The organism is Emcibacter sp., from assembly GCF_963675455.1.
Taxonomy (GTDB): Bacteria; Pseudomonadota; Alphaproteobacteria; order Sphingomonadales; family Emcibacteraceae; genus Emcibacter.
The window spans coordinates 874,768-897,268 of record NZ_OY776217.1; the positions used below are offsets into that span (position 1 = coordinate 874,768).

A 22,501-nucleotide genomic window follows, 5' to 3' on the forward strand; every position below is an offset into this window, starting at 1 on the left:
AACAGCGGGAACTATCATATTTGTTTCACATTGCCGTTCTACCGATAGCCTGAGAACATCAAAGTGGCCGAGGCACCCCATGAACCGGAATTTTCAGGACCCGATATTCACCGGAAACCACCGCAGCCGTCGCCGCCGGAAGGTGGCGCTCTTCTCCGGCAATTACAATTATATCAAGGACGGCGCCGCCCTCGCGCTCAATCGTCTGGTTGCCTATCTGGAACGCAAGGGTTTTGAGGTGCTGGTCTTTTCCCCCACCACCGACACCCCGGCCATACGGGATTATGCCGGCACCCTGGTTTCGGTTCCCTCGATCCCGGTACCGGGCCGCAGGGAATACCGGATTGCCCTTGGACTGACAAAATCCATCCGCCAGCGCCTGGACGACTTTGAGCCGGATATCATCCATCTGTCCGCGCCGGACTTTCTGGGCTATGCCGCCCAGAAATACGGCCGGGAACACGGCTTGCCGGTCGTGGCCTCGTTTCATACCCGTTATGAAACCTACCTGCAGTATTACGGTTTCGGCTGGGCGGAAAAATACCTGTTGAAATATCTCAGACATTTCTATCAGCGTTGCGATCATGTGTACGTGCCGGCCGACTCTGTCGGCGAAATTCTGCGGGAAAACGACCTTGCCCGTGATATCCGGATCTGGAGCCGCGGGGTCGACACCAACCTGTTTAACCCGGAAAAACGGGACCTGAACTGGCGGCAGTCGCTGGATATCCAGAACGATGAAGTGGTCATCTCCTTTGTCGGACGTCTGGTGCTGGAAAAAGGACTTGATGTGCTGGCTGATTTTTCAGAACGCCTTGACCGACGCGGCCTCGCCCACCGTATCCTGATTGTCGGCGACGGCCCGGCCCGGCAAAAACTGGAAAAGATGATGCCGAACGCCATATTTACCGGCTTCCTGCACAAGGAAGAGTTGGCCAGGGCCTATGCGTCCTCGGATATATTCTTCAATCCCAGCATCACAGAAGCTTTCGGCAATGTCACTCTGGAGGCCATGGCCTGTGGCCTGCCGGCAATATGCGCTGATGCCACTGGCAGTCGCTGTCTGGTGAAGGAAGGAGAAACCGGCTACCTGATTGACCCGGCAGACCGGGAAGCGTATGTCGACGCAGCCGAAAGGCTAATCAGCTCTCCTAACCTGCGGACTGTCATGCGCCTTGCAGCCCGGGTCAATGCCTTGCGGTTTGACTGGGAGAATATCATGCAGACCCTGCTCGGCCACTATATCGAGATCCTCGATCTGCCCGACGAAACCCGGGACCAGGTGATCCCGGCAATCCCGATTGTGGCAGATCCCCTGCCGGGAAGCCTCGGCTCATGAAGCTTGTGGATATTGCCGAGTTCTACAGCGAACAGGGCGGCGGTGTACGCACCTATATCCATCAGAAGCTGCAGGCGGCAGCAGAGCTCGGTCATGACTGTGTCATCATCGCGCCCGGCCCTGAAAACCGCGAAGAAGAGCGACCCGGCGGACGCATCATCTGGGTTGAGGCACCGCCCATCCCGGTGGATAAACGCTACCACCTGTTCTGGAAATCGGACGAGGTATTCCGGATACTGGACCGGGAACAGCCTGATGTTGTTGAAGGCTCTTCTCCCTGGCGGGGCGGCTGGATCGCCGCCAAATGGCCGGGTGAAACTGTGAAGTCCTTTTTCTTCCACCAGGACCCGGTCGCCGTCTATCCTCATACTTTCCTGGACGGTCTTTTCGGCTCCGAAACAATTGACCGGATGTTTTTCTGGTTCTGGGCCTACCTTCGCAAGCTCGGCCGCCATTTTGACACCACCATTGTCGCCGGCGACTGGCTGGCCCAGAGACTGAAGAAATTCGGACTGGACAATGCCCACGCCATTCCCCTGGGAATCGACGGCACCGCCTTCTCCCCGGAGAAACGGTCAGAGGAGCTGCGCCAGGAACTGCTGCAGAAATGCGGTATCACCGATCCGGACGGCAAACTGTTTGTCTCCGTCAGCCGCCATCATCCGGAAAAGCGGATCGGCTGCATGATCAAAGCCATCGACAAGGTCAACCGGGTGCGCCCGGCCGGACTCTATCTGATCGGCAACGGCCCGTCCCGGCAATCTGTCGACCGGCTGGCCCGGCGTCATACGGGATCTTTCGTCGCCGGTTTCGAAAAAGACCGGGACCGTCTGGCCGCCATTCTGGCCAGCGCCGACGGCATGCTGCACGGCAGCGCCGCCGAGACCTACGGTTTGGTTATTGCCGAGGGGCTCTGCGCCGGCCTGCCGCTGGTGGTGCCGGATCTTGGCGGAGCCGCCGAGCTGGCGGAAACGGGCTACGCCGAACTCTACAAGGCCGGAGACAGCACCGACTGCGCCGACGCCCTGCAACGTTTCCTTTTGAGGAACCCCGAAAAGATGCAGCGCGCCGCCTGTGAAGCGTCCGGCAGGAAGGTTATTACACCTACGGAACATTTCAGGCGGCTTTTTGCCCATTATGAAACACTGCTTGAAAAGAATAAAAGAACAGCTGAAAAATGACTGACCAGACCCCCCGGCCGCTGAAGATAGACGTTCTGATGCTGGCCACGCCAAATATTGATTATTACGCCAACGAAACCAAAAGAAACTGGCGCGCCTATTGTGAGCGCCATGGCTATAATTTCATTGTCTGCGACAAACAGCTTGTGCCCGACATGCACATCAACTGGAGCATGATCGAGATGATGCGCCGGCGGTTTGGGGAAAGTGATGCAGACTGGCTGGTCAAGGTGGATGCGGACAGCATTATCATCCGCCCGGAGTTCCGGTTCGAGGATATTCTGGAGCGTTACCCGGCAAAGGACATTTATTTTCCGGCCGACATTTCCACTTACCTCGGTCTTGCCCTGCCGCTCAATCTGCGGGGCGCCCTGAAATATGGCACCCTTTTCCTGCCCAACGCCGGTTTCTGCATCATCCGAAACAACAAGCCGGGCGAGGAATTTTTCACCCGCTGGCTTGAGCTGGCCCGGGGAGAGTTGTCCCATCTGGCCGATCGTCATCCCCGCAACCAGAATGTGCTGTGGGAGGGACTGTTCCGTCAGTACCGCGATCATATCCAGCTTCTGAAAAAGGAAATTTTACGGGTTGGCGCCGCACCGTTGCTGGAAAAGTTCCTGATTTCCACCGATGACGCCTTTGTCCTGCACGACAAACAGCTGACCCTCAAATCTGCGGACCTCGGCCAGAATCGATGAACAGGGAACGACTCACAGGATTTAAGAAACTGGCGCAAAACCTGCGCACAGGACTGCAAAATCCTGCTGTCCGGCGGGCCCTGAAGATCCTGCAGTGGATCATCACCGGCCTGATCTTCCTCTATCTGATTCACCGGGTAGAACAGATCGGCTGGACCGAGATCAGGGACTCCCTGCCGTCGCATCCCGCCTTTTATATGTTATTCTTCATCATTTATCTGTGCCAGCCGGCCAGCGAGCTGATCATTTACAGGATCATCTGGAAGGTGGGCCTGTGGCGTTGTTTTCCGGTTTTTATCCGCAAGAAAATTTTCAACACCGGAGTCATGGGTTATTCCGGTGAAGCCTACCTCTGTTTCTGGGCCATTCCACGCCTGCCCCTGTCGCAGAAGGAAATTTTCTCCACCGTCAAGGACAACAATATCCTCTCGGCCCTGACCTCCAACAGCATGACGGTGTTCCTGCTGACGGTCTTTTTCCTGACCGGCCAGATAAAAGTCATCACCAACGCCGACCCTTCGGTCTCCAGCTATCTTCTGCTGGCGGCGGTGATTACCGTCATTCTGGTGCCGGTAGTGATCCGCTTCCGGCGGCATATCCTGGCCCTGCCAAAAGCGATCGTGCAGAAAGTTCTGGCCGTGCACGTCAGCCGGCTGTTTCTGGTACTCGGTCTGCAGATCCTGCAATGGTCGCTGGTCCTGCCTGAAGTCCCTGTCACCACCTGGGTGCTGCTGATCACCGCCCAGATGGTCCTCACGCGGATCCCCTTCCTGCCCAATTCAGACCTGATCTTTCTGGGGGTCTGCCTGTCGATGACCGGTTTCGTCGAGGCGCCGGAAGCCCGGGTCGCCGGCATGTTCGTTACCGCCGGCGCGCTGGGGCAATGCCTTAACCTGCTGCTTTATGCAGTGACCTCCTTCGGCAACTTCAGACCCGTCGCGCTTAGTCGGTCTTCCTGATCCAGGGTTCATAATGGGTCGGCTTTGGACCGCCTTTAGCCTTTCGCGCCCGTGCCCCGGCCACCGTTTCCAGCTTGTCCGCCGCGGCCAGGGCGGCCTTGCGGTCGACCGGGAAGGGAGCATCGAACTGATCAGGCGGCGGCATCATGTCGGCTGTATAGTAGGCAATTTTCTGCTTGGCCGGGTCAAGCTTACGGCCCACATCCAGATCGCGTTCATTGACTCCCTTGGGCGGGATGATGGCGACTTCGTCCCGGACCTCCAGATCGATCCACCATTTCTTTACAGGATTTCGTTTCCCGTGGCCCAGCAGGTCATCCATTCTGGCCGCCACCGGCGCCATAAGCGGTTTTAAGGGTTTGGCATGAATACCCAGCCAGCTGGCAATGCGGGTCAGAAGATCCCCTTCCCAGGTCACCACCTTGTTCAGCGGACAGGTTTTCATACAGCGGCCGCAGGCGGCGCCGCGCTGGTTGGTCAGCCGGTAGCGGGTGCAGCGCTCGGCATCGATTTTCCACATTTCATAGCCGTTAAACATCACCTTGTCGCCCCAGGGAATGGCGTCACAAGGACATTCGCGGGCACATTTGAAACAACTTTGACAAAAGGTCTGCAGCCCGAAATCAATTGGCTTGTCCACGCGCAAAGGCATATCCGTGGTCATCACCACCGACTTGAAGCGCGGTCCGACAAAGGGATTGAGCACCAGTTCACCGATACGGCTCAGCTCCCCGAGCCCCGCCTGGAGAATCAGGGGAATATGCAGCACGTCTGAATCCGCATTGGTCTGGGGACGGGCGGGAAAGCCGTTGCTGCGCAGGTGATCGGCCATCACGCCGGAGATTTCCGCCCCGCGCATATAGCCGCGCATGGACTGGGGCCCGGACATAAAATCATCGCCCGAGGCCCCTTCCATAGTCTCATAACCCTGATCGATCAGCATCACCACCGCATATTTATGATAGGGCGCGATCTCCCGGCCGTCCTCCTTGTGGGAAAACCAGGCGTACCTCGGGACCTCACAGATACCGACCAGATCAGCGCCGAGGAAATAGGCCAGGGACTTAAGGGCCATACTGTTCTGAAGCGGATCTTCACAACGTGCCGGTTTTTGCTCCGCCACCGGGCCCTCCTGCAGGGGCACCATGCTGCCGATGGGCCCCAGCATGGACCAGGCCAGAGGCTGCTTGAAGGCAAAACGGGCGCGCTCCCGTTGCGCCTTGTCACCAAGATCGCCGCGCAGGGCGCGTTCGAAAAAGGCCGCCCGTTTCGGCACCCGCGGGATTTCATCTTCCAGAATCAGGGTTGTCGGCTCCTCGACCCGCTGCACGTCTTCCATGGGATAGATGCTCATATGGCTCGCCCGCTTTTGCCGCCGGTCCCATTCGATGCCCGGCACCGCACCGCCAACACCCAGAAAATACCCAAGGCCACGGGCGTTTTTCAGGGCCCGGTCCGCCAGCGGCATATCCGGGGTCAATCCGTAGTCCGTGGTCACCACAGCCAGGGCGAATTTCTCCCCCAGCCACGGACTGGAAACTTTCCCGTCCCGGCGCACCACCAGCCCGGCCAGAACTGCCAGCCGGTCGGGGTCTACATCCCCCTGCTCGTCATGAACCCGGGCATTCCAGCCGTAGACATTGATCTGCCCGGCCAGACAGACGGCAATTTCCAGCGCCCTGAGCGTCGCAGCGGCATGTTCATTTCCGGCTACCCAGTCCCGGGCGATGGTTCCCTCTTCAGGGGTGCGGCCATATTTGACCAGCACCACAATGGCGTGGCTGTGGGGCAGGATTTCCGCCCCCTCATACCAGCAATTTTCACTGATCTCGCAAATGCCCATATGGCTGGCATCAAGAAAATATCCGCCGCCCTTGATATCCGCCACCAGCTTGCGGGGATCATCGGGCAGGGGCGCTTTTTTTGCCGCCGGCGGGCGCTGCTGAAAGCCGGAGAAAAGATCGTGATATTTTTGTATGGCATGGGTCAGGCTGTTTCCCGCGGCCGTTTTCCTTTCCGGCCTCTGCCGCCGGGGTGCGTCATGCTCGTGAAAAATCCTTGCTTCGTCTCGCGGCAGGCGTTCCAGGGCATAGGGACCGTAATGAAATGGTCTGTTTTTATTTGAGAAAAAAATCATCCGTAGGCCTCCCGTGCCTCATTATTTCTGATGCGGCTGATTAGCCGCCTCCTGCTCCCCTGTCTGTCCCCACAGTTTAGTACAGGGACCGGCCCCGACACCAAGATTATTTTCATTAACTCTTTGTCAGAAGGCCTTTTCACGAAATCAAAGGTGCCACTTGACCGTTTCTGCACACTCTTTCATACTGCGGCGATCAAATAATAAATGAAAAACAGTCTGTTCGGGGAATTATCATGGAATGGCTTTCTGTCCTGCCGCCGCTGGTTGCCATTGTCGTTGTCCTGTGGCGCCGGGAAGTGATCCTTGCCCTGTTCCTGGCTATTTTCTGTTCCGAAACCCTGCTGCAGGCCTCGACCGGCATACATGCCCCTTTCATGGGGTTTCTGTTCAGCATTGAACGGATCATCGCCGTCTTCCAGAATGCCGGCAATGCCCGGATCCTGATGTTCAGCCTGCTGATCGGCGCCTTTCTCGCCTATCTTCGCCATTCGGGCGGGGTCACGGCACTGGTGGAAAGGCTGGTTCATAGCGGTCTTGCCGGAAGCCGCCGGCGGGTCGGCCTGATGACCACCCTGACCGGCGTGATCCTGTTTATCGAATCCAACCTCAGCGTACTCACCGCCGGCATTCTGTCGCGGGGACTGTTTGACAAATTCGGCATGAGCCGGGCCCGGCTTGCCTATATCATCGACAGCACAAGCGCCCCGATCTGTATCCTGATCATGTTCAATGCCTGGGGCGCCTATGTGCTCGGCCTGGTCAGCGCCTATGACATCGACCAGCCGGTGAGTGTCCTGATCGGTTCCGTGCCGCTGAACTTTTATGCGCTCGTCACCTTGGCGATCGTTTTCTATACGGTGTTGCGCGACCGGGTACATGGCCCCATGGCCCGTGCCGACCTCAAGGCCGCCGAGGAAACGGAAGCCATGCCCGAGTTCGCCGCCACCCGGGCCCGCTATATGGTGATCCCGCTGGTCGTCCTGATTGGCGGTATCTTTGCCTTCATGTACTGGACCGGGAATGGCAAACTCACCGGGGGCGACGGCGCCAAATCGATCCTTTATGCCACCTTCCTGGCCACCCTTGTCGCCTATCTGATGATGCTCATGAGCCGCCGTTTCAGCCACCATGACCTGGTGAAAATCGGCTTTGAGGGCATGGGCGAGCTTCTCCAACTGGTTCTGATCGTGCTGTTTTCCCTGGCGCTCGGCGCCAGCCTGAAACTTCTGGGCACCGGAGCCTTTATTGCCGGGCTGGCCGGGGAACATGTTCCCGTTGTCCTGATTGTACCCATGCTGTTCCTCGCCGGCGCCCTGATCAGCTTTACAACCGGCACCAGCTGGGGCACTTTTGCCCTGATGATTCCCATCGGCATGCCGCTGATCCAGACCCTCGGCCTGCCACCGTCCCTGGTCCTGTCGGCAATCCTCGGCGGCGGCGTCTTCGGCGATCATTGCTCCCCCATATCCGATACCACCGCCGTCTCCTCCATTGCTGCCGGCTGTGATCTGCTGGAACATGTCAGAACCCAGCTGCCCTACGCCCTGTTGGCGGGCGGCCTGACCTTCGTCCTTTATATTCTTGCCAGTTTGATACTGATAACCTGAAGGCTCCGCATATGTCCGAGACAACTTTCTCCCATGAAAAATGGTCCTCCCGAACAACCTTCCTGATGGCCGCCATCGGCGCCGCGGTTGGCTTGGGCAACATCTGGCGTTTTCCCTTTGTCACTGGCGAATATGGCGGCGGCGCCTTCGTCCTGTTGTACCTGCTGTTCATCTTTGTCATCGGCCTGCCGCTGATCATGGCCGAGCTCGCGCTGGGGCAACATGGCAAAATGGGCGCCCTTGGCACCCTGCAGAAGCTGATCCGGGAAAACCGGCTACACAGTTTCTGGAAGATCATCGGCTGGTTCAGCATCCTGGTGCCCTTGTTGGCGCTGACCTATTACAGCGTCGTCGCCGGCTGGTCCATGGCCTATGTGTTCAAGGCCGCGACCGGCGTCCTTAACCAGACAGATGCGGCCGGTTTCGGAGCCATCTTCGGCAATCACCTGGGCTCTTTTGGCGAACTCACTTTGTGGCACAGTCTCTATATCCTTGGTATCGTCCTTGTGGTCTCAAGCGGCGTTCGTCACGGGCTGGAAACCACCATCAAATTCATGATGCCGTCGCTTTTCCTGATCATCCTGTTCCTGGCGATCTATGACATGATAATCGGCGATGCCACCCGGACCATAGAGTTTCTCTTTTCTGCTGATTTTTCAAAACTTGATGGCAAGGCGGTCCTGGCCGCGCTCGGCCAGGCCTTTTTCTCACTGGCGGTCGGGGTCGGCGCCCTGATCACTTACGGCGCCTACCTGCCCGACGGGATCAGACTGCCGCGGGCCGCTTTTATCATTGCCGGATCGGACACGGCCGTGGCGCTGCTGGCCAGTCTCGCCATTTTCCCCATCGTGTTCGGCTTTGACATGCCGCTGACCGGCGATCCGGGCATGATGTTTGTGACCCTGCCGCTGGCCTTCAGCCAGATGCCCGGCGGCGCAGTCATCGCCGTCCTGTTTTTCCTGCTGTTGTCTTTTGCCGCCTTTACCTCCTCCATCGCCATGCTGGAGCCCTGCATTGCCTGGCTTGAGGACAAGGGACTGCCCCGGCGGCGGATGAGCTGGCTGGTGGGTCTTGTGTGCTGGGCCGTCGGTCTGTTGATGGTCGGCGCCTTCAATGAATGGAAAGACTTCCATCCGCTCGGTTTCTTCGCTTTTTTCGAAGGCAAGAATATCTTTGATGTGACCGACTTCTTTGTCGCCAACATCTTCCTGCCGCTGAATGCCCTGCTGATGGCAATCTTTGTCAGCTGGTTCGTGTCCAGCCAGTTGATGAAAGAACAGCTTGCGATCAGGTCAGATCTTCTGTTTTCCCTGTGGCGGACACTGGTGCGCTTTGTCGCCCCGGTGGCCATTGCGGTCATCCTGGTCAACCAGGTGACCGGCTAGTTGACGGAAGCTATGAGGGCCTTCCCTCCGGAAAGTTGTCCGATTCACCGGATATTTACACTTTCCCGCTATAATTGTCTGATAACAAACAGACTCCTTGAAAAGTTGGCTCATACATATAGTATGAACGACAAAGAGGGTGATAACTCGGCTCGGACGCCAAAAAAATAAACCGGTTGCAGATCCCATGAACCCAGTAAATACCTCAGGCCAGGAAAGACGCATCACTTTTCAGCTCTATGATCAGTGGGAAAAGCTGGCCGGTGAGCGGGAAATGCCGTCACTGCGTGAATTGGCCCCCTCCGATATTGCCCCCTACAAGGACCAGATGGTTCTTATCGATATTCGCGACCGGAACCAGGAACCAACCCTGCAGGTCATCGGCCATGCCCTGAAGGAAGATCTGGAAGAGGATCTGACCGGCAAAAATTTAAGCGATATTCCGCGCCGGACAATGATCAGCCGCATCACCGACCACTATCTGGAGGTTTTTGCTAACCGCACGCCAATTTCCTTTGAAGCGGAATTCGTCAACAAGGAAAAGGAACGCGCCCTGTACCGGGGAATTCTGTTGCCTTTTAGCGATGGCGGCGAAGAAATTAATTTCATCCTTGGCGCCGTACGCTGGGTTCTTGAAAAAGACCTGCCGCTTGAGGAACCGTCGGAACATATTGCTGCCCCAGCAGAAGACAGCCCGGCTGAGAACTTCCCGACAGAAGACACCCCGACCGAAATCGAGCAACCATCATCCCGTCCGGCCGTGCCGCTCGACCAGCAGATGCAGGAATGCCGCCGGCTGATCCAGGGGGAGAGTGCCAGCGACAGCCGGTCCCGGAAATCCCTGTACCGCGCACTGGCCGCCATCCTTGACTTTTACATCGATACCGGCGCCGCTCCGGACGACTATCACCAGCTGTTGCAACAGGAAGGCCTGAAGGTCCAGAAACGGGCCCCGATCACGCCGGTGCTGAAACTTTGTTTCGGCGCAGATTACGACAAAACACGGCTGACGGAATATGCCGCAGCCCTTGATCACGCTCTGAAAAACGGACAGACCGGTGCAACGTTACAGGCTTTTCTGGAAAGCTTCAAAGGCGGCATCAAGGGGTGTGTCCGGGCACGGCGGGAAACAGCCGGTCATGGCCCCGGTGAAACCGCAAAGAATTCACTTGAAGAGGCCGAAAAAATAGTTAAAAACATGCCGATAATAACCGGCTTCGACCTGACAGAGAATTTTCTGACAGAAGATCAGGCGGATCCGGAAAAAGAAGAAATTTGTTTGATATTGGGTAAGCGAAAAGGAACGTCTGTGGAGGTCATCAAATTGCTCGGAGAAGATGAACGGATTCTTTCGTCCATTCTGAAGCGAGTGGCCAGAGACCAGCACTGATTTTTCTTTTTACAGAATTAACAACCGGCTCCGGCACCTGTTCGGGATCATTTCCGATTCCTGACGCCGAAAGAGAGACCGGTAAGATCAAGAGGATTGATTGTGAACAGCTGGGCACAAAAAGACAACCGCATTGAGTCCGTCGTCAGTTTCGCCACGGACCGGATGAAAAATATCGAACAGGCCGGCTTTCCGGAATTTGTTCGGCAACTCTACGAAAATGCTTCCCCCGACGACCTGATCAACCGCCCGGTTGACGAGCTTTACGGCATTGCCCTGTCGCTGTGGAAATATGGTGAGGACCGGGAACCCGGGACCACCAAACTCAGGGTCTTCAATACCACCCTCGAAGAACACGGCTGGCAATCTTCCCATACTGTCGTTCAGATCATCAATGACGACATGCCCTTCCTGCTGGATTCGATCACTTTCAATCTGCTGGAGGAAGGCTGCGACCTTCATATGTTGCTGCATCCAATCCTGAAAATCAGGCGCAATAGCGAAAACGCTCGGATCGACCGCGGCGGCAAACAGATTGTCGAGTCCATGATGCACATCGAAGTCACCGCCATGACCGACCCGGAGCAGCTGAAGGCGCTGGAACAAAAGCTTCTGCAGGTGATGAATTTCGTCACTACGGCCATCGCCGACTGGAAGCCCATTCTCGGCAAAATGCAGGACATGATCGAAAACCTGGATCAGGCCCCCAAGTCCGTGCCGCGCAGTGAAGTGGAAGAAGCCCAGAATTTCATGCGCTGGCTGGTCAACGACAATTTTACTTTTCTCGGCTACCGGGAATATGTGCACGGCTCGAAAAAAACCAGTGCTGACGATGAGCCGGGCTTCGGAATCCTGAGGGATCCGGACGTTTATGTGCTACGCGGTCCGGAGGGACTGGTGCCCGTCAATCCGGAAATCGAACATTTTATGGACCAGCCGCAGGTGATGCTGGTCACCAAGGCCAATGTGAAATCCCTGGTGCACCGGGTGGTCCATCTGGACTATATCGGTTTCAAGAAATATGATAAAAAAGGCAAGGTCATCCGCGAAGCCCGTTTTGTCGGCCTGTTTACCTCGGATTCCTATATTGAACGGGCCCGCTCCGTTCCCTATCTCGGTCGCAAGGTGGAAAATATCATCACCCGGTCCGGTTTCCACGAAGGCAGCCACAATGCGCGAAGCATGCTGCATATCCTGGAAACCCTGCCCCGGGACGAACTGTTCCAGATCGATGAGGACCAGCTGTTTGAAACAGCCATGGGTATCCTGCATCTGCATGTGCGCCCCAAATGCCGTGCTTTCATCCGCAAGGACAAGTTCGAGCGCTATGTCTCGGCGCTGGTCTTTGTTCCCCGGGAAATTTACGATTCCACCCTGCGCGGCAAGATCGAGACCATCCTCTGCGATGCCTATAACGGTGAACTGTCCTCCCGCTATGCCCAGCTCAGCAACGACCGGTCCGCCCGCTGGCATTTCATTATCCGGACCAAGCCGGGCAATGTACCAAACCCCGATCCTGAAGATATCAACCGCCGGATCGAGGAAGTCGCCCAGCGCTGGAACGACTATCTGCAGGAAGTGCTGACCGAACGCTGGGGTGAGGAAAAGGGCAATCAACTGTTCAATAAATACAGCAGATCCTTCAACTCCGCCTACAAGGAATGTTTTGATCCGCGCTTTGCCGTCACCGATGTGGAAAAACTCGAGCTTCTGCCGGAATGCAGCAATATCCAGTTTAACCTGTTTCGTATAGCCGAGGATCCGGATCATATCATCCGGCTCAAGATCTATACCAGCCACCAGACCATTGCGCTGAGCGACTGCCTGCCCATGCTGGAGAATATGGGCCTGAGAGTCATCGAGGAAATGGCTTTCGACCTGAATGTGCCGGAGAAAAACGAGAATGTCCTGCATGTGATCCATGATTTTTACTTGGAAGATGTGCACCGCCGCTGGACCGACCTGTCTGAAATCAAGGACCGGATGGAGGATACCCTGCGCATGGTCTGGCTCGGCCGCATTGACAATGACGGCTTTAACAAGCTTGTGCTGAGGGCCGGCCTCAATTGGCGGCAGGTCCTGATCCTGCGCACCTACAGCAAGTATCTGAGACAACTTTCCCTGTCTTACAGCCAGCGCTACATGCAGGATACGCTGACCCAGCACGCAGAAATCGCCAACAATCTGGCGGAACTGTTTGAAGTCAGCTTCCGCACGGATCTGGATGAAAGAACCGACCGGGAAGCAGAGCGGGTCCGTCTCGAAACCCGGATCCGGGATCTTCTGGAACAGGTGGACAGCCTGGACCAGGACCGCATGCTGCGCAGCTATCTCAATGTGATCAGTTCCACCCTGCGGACAAACTTTTACCAGAAGGATGTGGACGGTCAGCACAAGTCCTATGTTTCCGTCAAAATCAACAGCCGGGAAATCCGCGAGGCGCCCAAGCCCAAACCCTTTGCGGAAATTTTTGTCTACTCGCCCCGGGTGGAAGGGGTGCACCTCAGGTTCGGGCCGGTGGCCCGCGGCGGGTTGCGCTGGTCCGACCGGCGGGAAGATTACCGCACCGAGGTCCTGGGTCTGGTCAAAGCCCAGCAGGTGAAAAATACCGTCATCGTGCCGGTCGGCGCCAAGGGCGGCTTTGTGCCCAAACAGCTGCCTGAAAACGGCAGCCGGGAAGAAATTCTCGACGAGGGCATCACCTGCTATAAAATTTTTATTTCCGGCCTGCTGGATATTACCGACAACCTTCATGTATCGGATGTTATTCCTCCGCAGGAAGTTGTCCGGCGCGACAATGATGATCCCTATCTGGTGGTTGCCGCCGACAAGGGCACGGCGACCTTCTCGGATATCGCCAACGGCCTGGCCCAGGATTACGGTTTCTGGCTGGATGATGCCTTTGCCTCCGGCGGCTCACAGGGCTATGACCATAAGAAAATGGGCATTACTGCCCGCGGCGCCTGGGTTTCCGTGCAACGGCATTTCCGGGAAAAAGGCATCAATGTCCAGACCGATTCCATCAGCGTCGCCGGCATTGGTGACATGTCCGGGGACGTGTTCGGTAACGGCCTGCTCTGTTCCGAAGCCGTCAAGCTGGTCGCCGCCTTCGACCACCGGGATATCTTCATCGATCCGACCCCGGATCCGGCCAAAAGCTATGCGGAACGGGCACGGCTGTTCGATCTTCCCCGCTCGAGCTGGGAAGATTACAACAAGGACCTCATCTCGAAGGGCGGCGGTATCTTCAGCCGTCGAGCCAAATCCATCAGCGTCAGCCGGGAAATTGCCAAGCTTCTCGACATTCCCGCCGACCTGAAGAATATCACCCCCAACGAGCTGATCCGCTATATCCTCAAATCCCATGTGGACCTTCTGTGGTTCGGCGGGATCGGCACTTATGTGAAGTCCAGCCACGAAAGCAACGGCCAGGTCGGCGACCGCGGCAATGATGCCATTCGCATCAACGGCCATGACCTGAACTGCAAGGTCATCGGCGAAGGCGGGAACCTGGGCTGCACCCAGCTCGGTCGTATCGAATTTGCCCTGAAAGGCGGCATGCTCAATACGGACGCAGTGGATAATTCCGCCGGCGTGGATTGTTCCGACAATGAGGTGAACATCAAAATCCTGCTCAACAGCATTGTGTCCGACGGCCACCTGACCCGCAAACAGCGGGACAAGCTGCTCGAAGACATGACCGACGACGTGGGGGAAATTGTTCTGCGGGACAACTATCTCCAGACCCAGGCCATCAGTGTGGCCCGGGCCGCCAGCATCCGGGAGCTGGACAGTTTTGTCCGTTATATGGATGATCTGGAGAAAGAAGCCCATCTGGACCGGGAACTGGAATTCCTGCCCGGCGACGATGAACTGATCGAACGGGAAGAAAAAGACACCGGCCTGACCCGCCCGGAAATCTCCGTGCTGATCGCCTATGCCAAAATGTGGCTCTATGACGAACTGCTGGCCAGCGACTTCCTGAATGATCCTTATCTGGAAAAATATCTGAAAATTTCTTTCCCGGAACGGCTCGGGAAAAACTACAGCGAAGCCATCGGCAATCATCGCCTGCGCCGGGAAATCATCGCCAAGGTCCTGTGTAACGACATTGTCAACCGGGGCGGCATCCACGACATCAAGGAAGAAACCGGCGCCTCGCCGGCGGAAATCGCCCGCGCCAGCATCATCAGCCGGGAAGTTTTCGACCTCGAAAGCCTGTGGAGCAAAATTGAAGGTCTGGACTATATGGTGCCGGCCACCATTCAGATCCTGCTGCTGATGGATGTGGAGGAATTCGCCCGTCGTCAGACCATCTGGTTCCTGAATAATTCCGATCCGAAGCAGCCCATCCAGGAAATCATCAAACAGTATCAGCCGGGCATCAAAAAGCTCTTTGACATGCCGATCGTTGTCCAGACCTCCCACGAGGAAAGCCTGAAGGCCAAAATCGCCATGTATTGCGAACAGAGCGTCAGCGAAGACCTGGCCACCCATATCAGCAATCTGGAAATGAAAGTGGCCGCCTGCGATATCGTCCAGGTCGCCCACGAACAGAAGCGCGATGTGGTGGATGTGGCCAAAGCCTACTTTATGCTGGGAGATGAAATGGGCTTTGACTGGCTGCGCGACCAGGCGGAAATGGCGGAAACCAGCGACCATTGGGACCGTCTGGCGGTGAAGAGCGTGGTCAGCGACCTGCTCGACCAGCAGAAGCTTCTGACCCGTCGCACCCTGCATGAAAGCAAGAACCGTTCTTCCCTGGCGGCTGCCAAGGAGTGGCTGACGGAGTCCGAGACCTCAACCGCCCGGATCCAGAAGCTGATCCGCGAGTTCCAGCTGTCCGGCCAGATCAATGTCACCAAGCTGGGCTTTGCCGCCCGCCAGATCAGGAATGTGGTGAGCTAGGAACCGACTACCAGACACAAAAAAGGCCGCCTCTTCAGGCGGCCTTTTTCATCGCTTATAATTCTGTTTAATGGCGGAAGTGGCGCATGCCGGTAAAGACCATGGCCAGGCCGCGTTCGTCGGCCGCGGCAATCACTTCATCATCACGGATTGATCCGCCCGGCTGAATAACCGCTGTCACCCCGGCTTCGGCCGCACTGATCAGGCCGTCGGCAAAGGGGAAGAAAGCGTCTGACGCCACCACGGACCCTTCGGTCATGACGGTCTCGAAACCGGCGGCCTCGGACGCATCCTGTGACTTGCGGGCCGCGGTGCGGGCACTGTCGACCCGGCTCATCTGGCCGGCGCCGATACCAACGGTCGCTTCATCTTTCACATAGATGATGGCGTTTGATTTCACATGCTTGCAGACGGTGAAGGCAAACAGCAGGTCTTTCAGTTCCTGTTCGCTGGGCTCCCGCTTGGTCACCACTTTCAGGTCGTCCAAGGTAATCGTGCCATTGTCCCGGCCCTGCAGCAGGTAACCACCGGCGACGGATTTAACCATCTGGCCGGCTTCCCGCGGGTCGGCCATGCCGCCGGTCAGCAGCAGGCGGAGGTTTTTCTTGGTGGCCAGCAGGGCGACAGCTTCCTCATCAGCTTCCGGCGCAATCACCACTTCGGTGAAGATCTGGGAAATTTCCTCTGCCGTTGCCGCATCCAGCCGCTGGTTGAAGGCAATGATGCCGCCGAAGGCGCTGACCGGATCGCAGAGCAGGGCTTTCTGATACGCATCGATCAGGGTTTCCCCGCGGGCCACACCACAGGGGTTGGCGTGTTTGATGATCGCCACCGCCGGGCTGTCAGAGGTGCTGAATTCGCTGACTAGTTCAAAGGCCGCGTCCGTATCATTGAGATTGTTGTAGCTCAGTTCCTTGCCCTGGACCTGGACCGCCGTGGCAATGCCCGGGCGGGGGGTGGCGGAACGGGTGACATAAAAGGCCGCATCCTGGTGCGGGTTTTCCCCATAGCGCAGGGTCTGCTTCAGGGTGGCTGTCAGGTTCAGCCGACGGGGATAGGTTTCCCCGAGCTCACCGGCAAACCAGCTGGAAATAGCCGCATCATAGGCACCGGTACGGGCAAAGGCCTTGGCGGCGAGGTTTTTGCGCAGTTCGCCGGTTGTCGCCCCCTTGTTTTCAGACATTGACGTCATGACAGATTCATAGTCTTCCGCTTCCACCACGACCGTGACAAATTTATGGTTCTTGGCGGAAGAGCGGATCATGGCCGGCCCGCCGATATCGATATTCTCGATACAGGTGGCGAAATCGGCACCCTTTTCAACAGTTTCCTCAAACGGATAAAGATTAACAACCAGAAGGTCGATGGCGCCGATCTCATGTTCTTTCATGGACGCCACATGGCCTTCGTCATCGCGGAGCGCCAGAAGTCCGCCGTGGATTTTCGGATGCAGGGTTTTCACCCGGCCGTCCATCATTTCCGGAAAGCCGGTGTAGCTGGCCACTTCCATCACCTTGACGCCGGCATCCGCCAGCATTTTGGCGGACCCGCCGGTAGAGAGGATCTCCACGCCCTGGCTTTCCAGGAACTTGCCGAACTCCACCAGACCGCTTTTGTCGGAGACGGACAGAAGAGCCCTTTTGACAGGCTGCAGATTCTTGTCGCTCATAAATCTTTCCTTCACATTTCTTGCTCTTTCAGGGCATGTACTGGATCACCGCCCGGGACGCAAGGCCTAATTGCCCGAAAGGCTGCCCTTATGCCAAATCAGACACTGTTCAGGCGTCGATAATACGTTTTATCGCCCATTTCACCACGCTGTCCTCTTCCCCGGCCATGGCGGAAAGGACGATCTGCCGGCTGCGCTGCATGCGTCCGGGCGCGCCAAGATAAAGGCTGTCTTCCAGAGACATTTCAGCACCGCGGGAAACAAACATCCAGACTTCGTCATTGGGCAGACGCAATTTCACCTTGTTGCGGTTTTCCAGAACACTTGCCGCCACATCCGGATGAAGATGGAACCTGATATCAAACGGCATCGTCTCCACCCGGTTCGAGGTCACTTCCAGGATATCCTCGCCGCGGATATCATCCCCTTCCCGGTTCAGGTACAAAAGCCGCCAGTGTTTCCGCCCAAAGCGGTCTTCATAGCCGTTGTGACAACTTTCCAGCAGCACATCGCCCCGCTCCTCCAGCCGGCGGCTGGAGACAACGGTCGGGCCGGCGCCGATCAGGCCGTTGTCCAGGATCTCGCTGCTGTTGCGGTTGTTCAGAACCAGGGTACTGTGGGCGGCGGTAATGCGCGAAATGGTAAAAAGATCGACACCGTCTTCCCGGGGATAAAAGGCGCCGCTTCCGCAGTTGACGATCATGCGCTGGGCATGGCTGCTCATTTCAAAGGACAGGGTGCCGGCATGGCAGTTCCGGCTGATGTCGGGCAGGGCCGGCGGGCCGCTGTCGACAATAATCGACGTGCCTGCCTTTTCGAGCCGGCGAAACCCGGCCTGTACGGCATCAAGCTGCAGATCATCCCCCTGACCGGCTGCCTCCAGGGTTTTGCGGATATCGTCCCCGGATCCTTCGCTGGCGCCGTTAAACAGGGCAAGCCGTCCGTCACCGTGGCAGAGCATACGCAACAGACCGGCGAGCCGGGCGATACCGGCGACCAGTTCTTCCGGAACCTGGTGACCCATCCCGCGACAGGCCGACCTCAGCATGATCAAATCCTTGAGAAGACGCAGCACATCCTCGGGGTTGCGGCTCGACACGCCGCCGTCCGGGTAAACTTCTTCGGAAAGCTCCCGTTTCAGCAGAGCAAGGCCCCGCTTCAGCCAGTCTTCACCGTGGGGAATGAACAGACCACCCTGGATCAGACCGGAAATGGCCAGAAGACGATCAGGGCCCGGCGGAAAATCCGAACTTTCATGCATCAGATGGCGGGCCTGGCGGGCAAGGCTGTTGAGGACCCGGCTTCGGTAGACAAGGTCGTCTGTATCCAGAATCAACGGCGCATAGGCCAGCCAGTTGACAATCCGGCGGCCGGCAAGATCGGACCGCCAGGCATATTCATCCCAGTTTTCATAAATATCGAGCCAGCCGGACACCAGTTCCATGGCCCGTTTGCGGGCGCTCAGCCGATCCACCGCCCGGTTCAGGTCCCGCAGCCAGGCAAAACTGTGCAGATAATCCCGCCACTGGTCAGACAGATTGTCGATACTCCAGATCTGGGCCGGGGTCCATTCGCCATTTTCATGGGCCGGATTGCGCAGAACCTGACCGGCGCAGAAAAAACGCCGGGCCAGAATATGGGCGCCCCCGGCAACAGACCCCAGCCAGGGATCCTTTGGCGTACCGAGCAGACGCAGAGGATGCTTCCCCTTTAGTCGCATGTCATAATAGCGGGTTTTATACCCCGCCTGGCGGACAGCTGACTTGAATCGGGCCGGCATTTTTGCGGAAAAGGGTCGCACTGAAGGACGGCGCAGTTCTGCCATGACTCTCTTTACTCCGGGAAAATCTGATTGCCCGGGAGCATATCACAGGATTTTGAAAAATGAAGACGCTTATTCGCCGCGCAAGGCCCGGATATTGTCTGCATATTGGCCCGGACCGCCGGTAAAGGTTGCCGTGCCGGCCACCAGAACATCGGCGCCGGCGGCAACTGCCTGTTTCGCCGTCTCCACATTGATGCCGCCGTCCACTTGAAGATCAATCTGCCGGCCGGTGGCATCAATCATCTTTCTCAGCCGGCTGATTTTCTCTAGCTGGCTTACAATAAATTTCTGGCCGCCGAAACCGGGGTTAACACTCATCACCAGAACCAGGTCCACCAGATCCATGACATTTTCCACCATTTCCACGGGCGTTCCGGGATTTAGGGAAACACCGGCCTTCTTGCCCAGTGAGCGGATCAGCTGCAGGGTCCGGTGAAAATGCGGACCGGCTTCGGGGTGAATGGTGATGATATCGGCACCGGCATCGGCAAAATCCTCGATAAACAGGTCTACCGGTGAAATCATCAGGTGAACATCGAATATTTTCTTTGTATGCGGGCGCAGGGCCTTGACCACAGACGGGCCGATGGTGATGTTGGGGACAAAATGACCATCCATCACATCCACATGGATATAGTCCGCCCCGGCAGCATCTACAGCGGCAACTTCCGCACCCAGAGATGCAAAATCCGCTGACAATATGGAAGGGGCTATTTTAGTGGCCTGCTGCATGGTTCACCTGTCTTTTTTAAGTCTGCAGATATAAAATCCGTCCATCCCGCCGGGATAGTGATAGGGCAGGGTCTGTATGTCCCCGTCCGGTCCGATACACTCTTCAAGACCAGGGACTTCTTCCGGCCGGATACTGTCCCTGTTTAGCGGCACACCGCTTTCCAGTAAAGTCCTTATCTGGTCCGGCCCCTCGCCGGCCTCCATTGAACAGACACAATAAATCAGCGTGCCGCCGGGGGCCAGCATCTTCACCGCCGCCTCAAGGACCCGGCGCTGCAGGGCGACAAGGCTCTCCACATCCTCCGGCGTTTTGGTCCAGGCCATGTCGGGGTGCCGCCGCAATGTGCCGCTGGAAGAACAGGGTGCATCCAGCAGAACGTAAGGGAAGGGTTCTTCCGGTGCATAGTCTGTGACATCCGCGGTAACCACTTCCACCTCAAGGGCAAGGCGCTGCATATTTTCCCTCAGACGGCGCAGTCGTTTTTCGGAAACATCCACTGCCGTCACACGGCAGCCTTTGGCCGCGCTCTGGGCGGCTTTCCCGCCTGGCGCCGCACAGAGATCCAGCACCCGGTCACCCGGACCAGCGCCGAGAAGTCCGGCCGGCAGGCGGGCTGCAAGATCCTGCACCCACCAGTGGCCTTCTTCAAATCCCGGCAGCTTGTCCACCTGTCCGGCGCGGGCCAGCCGCACCCCGTTGAACGGGGTAACCTCCCCGCCAAGCTTGTCCGCCCAACCTGCCGGGTCCTCGCCCGGCTTAAGGGTCAGGTCCAGTGGCGGTTCCTGCTGAAGGGCCGGCATGATCCGGTGCGCGGGACCTTTGCCGAACCTTTCAATCCAGCTGTTGCGCAGCCAGCGGGGCAGGTTGAGGAAAGGATCGGCGAATTTTTCGGCAAAAACATCCCGCTCCCGGTCGACTCGCCGCAGAACGGCATTGACCAGACCCTTGAGCTGACGATCCGACTGGTTTTTCTGCTGGTCCGCCAGCCGGACACTGCTGTCCACCGCCGCATGAGCCGGGACCTCCATATAGAGAAGCTGGGTCAGGCCGAGCTGCAGGATATGTCGGACTTTCACTTGTTTTGGCGTGAGATTGCGGGGTGTACAGAAATTGATGATGGCATCAAGCTGCCCGAGCCGGCGCAGGCAGGTAGTGACCAGAAAACGGATGAAAGCCCGGTCGCGCTGATCGAGGTCGGAAAATTTCCGGCAGCAGTTTTCAAAGGCCCCGTCCAGGGCCTGTCCCCGGTCCAGTATCTGTTCCAGAAGATAAAGTGCCGCCAAACGACTTTTCAGATCATGTACCAATTTCCGTCCGCCTTTCCCAGCGCCACGCGCTGCTCAGGGCAGTAGCACAGGGCCGGCGAATTGCCAAGCTTTTTGGCAGTTGGGGCGACAGAGGGGACGGATTACCCCCAGGGGTCCCTGCCGGAGGATCCCGATCCCGGTTTCCGGCCCGTATTGGGCACAGAGGAGCGGCCGGAGCGACTCGCTGGTTGCTGACGGGGCCGGCTATAGTCGATGGGGCCCTTCCCGCCGCCGCCGGGGCGGGACATTTCCTCCAGCCTGCGGATGCGGTTTTTCATATCCGGGTGGGTGGAAAAGAGATTGTCCATATTGCGCCCGTGCAGCGGATTGACAATAAACAGATGCGCCGTCGCCGGATTACGTTCCGCCCGTTCATTGAGCACACGTTCGCTCGCGTGCTGTAACTTGCCAAGTGCAGATGCCAGCCACAGGGGCTGGCCGCAGATTTCTGCGCCGATGCGATCGGCTTCATATTCCCGCGACCGGCTGATGGCCATCTGCACGAGCATGGCCGCCATCGGGGCCAGAATCATCACCAGAATGGTGCCAATAATGCCCAGCGGATTGTTGCGGTTGTTGCCAAAGAACAAGGCAAAGTTGGCCAGCATACCGATGGCGCCGGCCAGTGTGGCGGTGATGGTCATGGTCAGGGTATCGTGATTTTTGACGTGCGCCAGCTCATGAGCCATAACCCCGGCAATCTCTTCCCGGTTCAGGATACGCAAAAGACCAGTGGTCGCCGCCACAGCGGCATTTTCAGGGTTGCGGCCGGTGGCAAAAGCGTTGGGCTGGTCATTGTCCATCAAATAGACCTTCGGCATGGGCAACCCGCCGCGCCGCGCAAGTTCCTCCACCACATCATAAAGTTCCGGTGCGCTCTGTCGGGATGCTTCCCGGGCGCCATACATGCCCAGCACCATTTTGTCCGAATTCCAGTAGGCAAAGGCATTCATGGCCAGCGCCACCACAAATGCGATGACAAGGCCGCCGGAACCGCCGAGCAGATAACCGACCGCCAGAAACAGGCCGGTCATGCCGGCCAGAAGTATTGCAGTTCTCAGATATCCCATAATTACCTCCTGCGTCAGCGCATCAAAAGCCGTGCAAGACCCCAAACCCTTGCACCCGTCACAAACAGTCTTATCTTATATGGAAACAGATATTATTTTTCGCAAGGGTCCGGACGATGGATGAGATAAAAAACAAGACAGAAACCAGCGACACAAAAGAAAAGGCAGAAAAACCGGATCCGCAAACCCCGCCAAAGGAAATCGGCGGCCGGGATGGCCCCGACCCGGTCCGTTACGGCGACTGGGAAAATAACGGTATTGCGTCTGATTTTTGAAAGTTGTTTCAGGTA

15 protein-coding genes are annotated in these 22,501 nt (G+C 57.4%); 9 read left to right on the forward strand and 6 right to left on the reverse strand.

Features of this window, described 5'->3' with window-relative positions; translation table 11 throughout:
- The first annotated feature begins 79 nt into the window (after window positions 1-79).
- From ACORNT_RS04020 to ACORNT_RS04035, 4 genes are read left to right on the forward strand one after another with little or no spacing between them, the layout of a single operon-like run.
- Window positions 80-1,339: a glycosyltransferase family 1 protein gene (locus tag ACORNT_RS04020; protein WP_321395632.1), complete on the forward strand. Its 1,260-nt coding sequence runs from the start codon at window positions 80-82 to the stop codon at window positions 1,337-1,339.
- Complete coding sequence (locus ACORNT_RS04025) at window positions 1,336-2,520, forward strand: glycosyltransferase (RefSeq protein WP_321395635.1); 1,185 nt, start codon at window positions 1,336-1,338, stop codon at window positions 2,518-2,520. Before ACORNT_RS04020 ends, ACORNT_RS04025 begins: the two co-directional genes overlap by 4 nt.
- The gene (locus ACORNT_RS04030) at window positions 2,517-3,218 is read left to right on the forward strand and encodes a hypothetical protein (RefSeq protein WP_321395638.1); all 702 of its coding nucleotides are present in this window, start codon (window positions 2,517-2,519) and stop codon (window positions 3,216-3,218) included. Before ACORNT_RS04025 ends, ACORNT_RS04030 begins: the two co-directional genes overlap by 4 nt.
- Window positions 3,215-4,177 carry a hypothetical protein gene (locus ACORNT_RS04035; RefSeq protein WP_321395641.1) on the forward strand — a complete coding sequence of 321 codons (963 nt, stop codon included), beginning with the start codon at window positions 3,215-3,217 and terminating at the stop codon, window positions 4,175-4,177. The genes ACORNT_RS04030 and ACORNT_RS04035 overlap by 4 nt, the downstream gene beginning before the upstream one ends.
- Here ACORNT_RS04035 and ACORNT_RS04040 read toward each other — a convergent pair.
- On the reverse strand, window positions 4,161-6,314 hold the full coding sequence (locus tag ACORNT_RS04040; RefSeq protein WP_321395644.1) for a hypothetical protein: 2,154 nt from the start codon (window positions 6,312-6,314) through the stop codon (window positions 4,161-4,163). The two genes, ACORNT_RS04035 and ACORNT_RS04040, sit on opposite strands and share 17 nt — an antisense overlap.
- A 236-nt stretch (window positions 6,315-6,550) precedes the next feature.
- Here ACORNT_RS04040 and ACORNT_RS04045 point away from each other — a divergent pair, with 236 nt between their 5' ends.
- From ACORNT_RS04045 to ACORNT_RS04060, 4 genes are all read left to right on the forward strand, one after another.
- Window positions 6,551-7,924: a Na+/H+ antiporter NhaC family protein gene (locus tag ACORNT_RS04045; protein ID WP_321395647.1), complete on the forward strand. Its 1,374-nt coding sequence runs from the start codon at window positions 6,551-6,553 to the stop codon at window positions 7,922-7,924.
- A gap of 11 nt (window positions 7,925-7,935) precedes the next feature.
- Entirely contained in the window at window positions 7,936-9,309 is a 1,374-nt protein-coding gene (locus ACORNT_RS04050) for a sodium-dependent transporter (RefSeq protein WP_321395649.1), read from the forward strand.
- A gap of 187 nt (window positions 9,310-9,496) precedes the next feature.
- The gene (locus tag ACORNT_RS04055; RefSeq protein ID WP_321395652.1) at window positions 9,497-10,699 is read left to right on the forward strand and encodes a PAS domain-containing protein; all 1,203 of its coding nucleotides are present in this window, start codon (window positions 9,497-9,499) and stop codon (window positions 10,697-10,699) included.
- Window positions 10,700-10,801: 102 nt separating this feature from the next.
- Window positions 10,802-15,607 carry an NAD-glutamate dehydrogenase gene (locus tag ACORNT_RS04060; RefSeq protein ID WP_321395655.1) on the forward strand — a complete coding sequence of 1,602 codons (4,806 nt, stop codon included), beginning with the start codon at window positions 10,802-10,804 and terminating at the stop codon, window positions 15,605-15,607.
- Between the two features lie 67 nt (window positions 15,608-15,674).
- Here ACORNT_RS04060 and purH read toward each other — a convergent pair whose 3' ends face one another.
- The 5 genes from purH to htpX form a co-directional block, all read right to left on the reverse strand.
- Window positions 15,675-17,276 carry a bifunctional phosphoribosylaminoimidazolecarboxamide formyltransferase/IMP cyclohydrolase gene (gene purH / locus ACORNT_RS04065; RefSeq protein ID WP_321395658.1) on the reverse strand — a complete coding sequence of 534 codons (1,602 nt, stop codon included), beginning with the start codon at window positions 17,274-17,276 and terminating at the stop codon, window positions 15,675-15,677.
- Between the two features lie 109 nt (window positions 17,277-17,385).
- Window positions 17,386-19,101, reverse strand: coding sequence for a heparinase II/III family protein (locus ACORNT_RS04070; protein ID WP_321395661.1), 1,716 nt, complete (start codon window positions 19,099-19,101; stop codon window positions 17,386-17,388).
- A gap of 69 nt (window positions 19,102-19,170) precedes the next feature.
- Window positions 19,171-19,833, reverse strand: coding sequence for a ribulose-phosphate 3-epimerase (gene rpe, locus ACORNT_RS04075; protein WP_321395664.1), 663 nt, complete (start codon window positions 19,831-19,833; stop codon window positions 19,171-19,173).
- Window positions 19,834-19,836: 3 nt separating this feature from the next.
- Entirely contained in the window at window positions 19,837-21,141 is a 1,305-nt protein-coding gene (gene rsmB / locus ACORNT_RS04080) for a 16S rRNA (cytosine(967)-C(5))-methyltransferase RsmB (protein WP_321395668.1), read from the reverse strand.
- A 101-nt stretch (window positions 21,142-21,242) separates the two neighbouring features.
- Window positions 21,243-22,211, reverse strand: a complete 969-nt coding sequence (gene htpX, locus ACORNT_RS04085) for a zinc metalloprotease HtpX (protein WP_321395670.1) — start codon at window positions 22,209-22,211, stop codon at window positions 21,243-21,245.
- 116 nt (window positions 22,212-22,327) lie between these two features.
- Between htpX and ACORNT_RS04090 the strand changes: the two genes are divergently transcribed.
- A complete protein-coding gene (locus ACORNT_RS04090) occupies window positions 22,328-22,486 on the forward strand; it encodes a DUF1674 domain-containing protein (protein WP_321395673.1) in 159 nt (52 codons plus the stop codon).
- The last annotated feature ends 15 nt before the right edge of the window (window positions 22,487-22,501 follow it).